Raw genomic sequence first — 667 nt, 5'->3', positions numbered from 1 at the left:
CCCACCGGCACCGGACGCAACCGCCCATCAAGGACGAACACCTGCGAATTCCACACCGGCACACCGATCGGCACACCCACCGCGTCCGCGTCCGTCACCTCATGGAACGTCACGTCCACCGCAGCCTCGGTCGGACCATACAAATTATGCACCCCGACACCAGGAACCAACGCCCGCATCCGCGACGCCGTCCGCGCAGCCAACGCCTCACCCGAGGCAAACACCCACCGCAAACTCGCGCACCCCGCCGCCGCCGGCTCAGCCGTGAAGACCGCCAACATCGACGGCACGAAATGCACCGCCGTCACCCCATGCTCAACGATCACACCCGCCAAATACCCCGGATCACGATGACCCTCCGGCCGCGCAACCACCAACCGAGCACCCACCTGCAACGGCCAGAACAACTCCCACACCGACACATCGAACGTTACCGGCGTCTTCTGCAACACCACATCATCAGACCCGAGCCCATACTCACCCTGCATCCACACCAGACGATTCACAATCGCCGCATGCGTCACCGCCACACCCTTCGGCCGACCCGTCGACCCCGACGTGAAAATCACATACGCCGTGTTCCCCGGCCACAACGGCGACACCCGATCCGCATCCGTGACCGGCGCACCCGAGAATCCCGACACATCCACCGTGTCAACACAGATCA

The 667-nt window shown here is 64.2% G+C and carries 1 protein-coding gene; it reads right to left on the bottom strand.

Annotation, left to right across the window (positions count from 1 at the left end; translation table 11 throughout):
* Nucleotides 1–667: AMP-binding protein (locus MLGJGCBP_RS23700; RefSeq protein ID WP_160098502.1), on the bottom strand; the 667-nt coding region annotated here is incomplete at both ends.

Source organism: Rhodococcus sp. T7 (genome assembly GCF_009872365.1).
Classification (GTDB): Bacteria; Actinomycetota; Actinomycetes; order Mycobacteriales; family Mycobacteriaceae; genus Rhodococcus_F.
The sequence above is the reverse complement of the archived record's forward strand: the minus strand, read 5'-3'. Positions and strand labels throughout refer to the sequence as shown.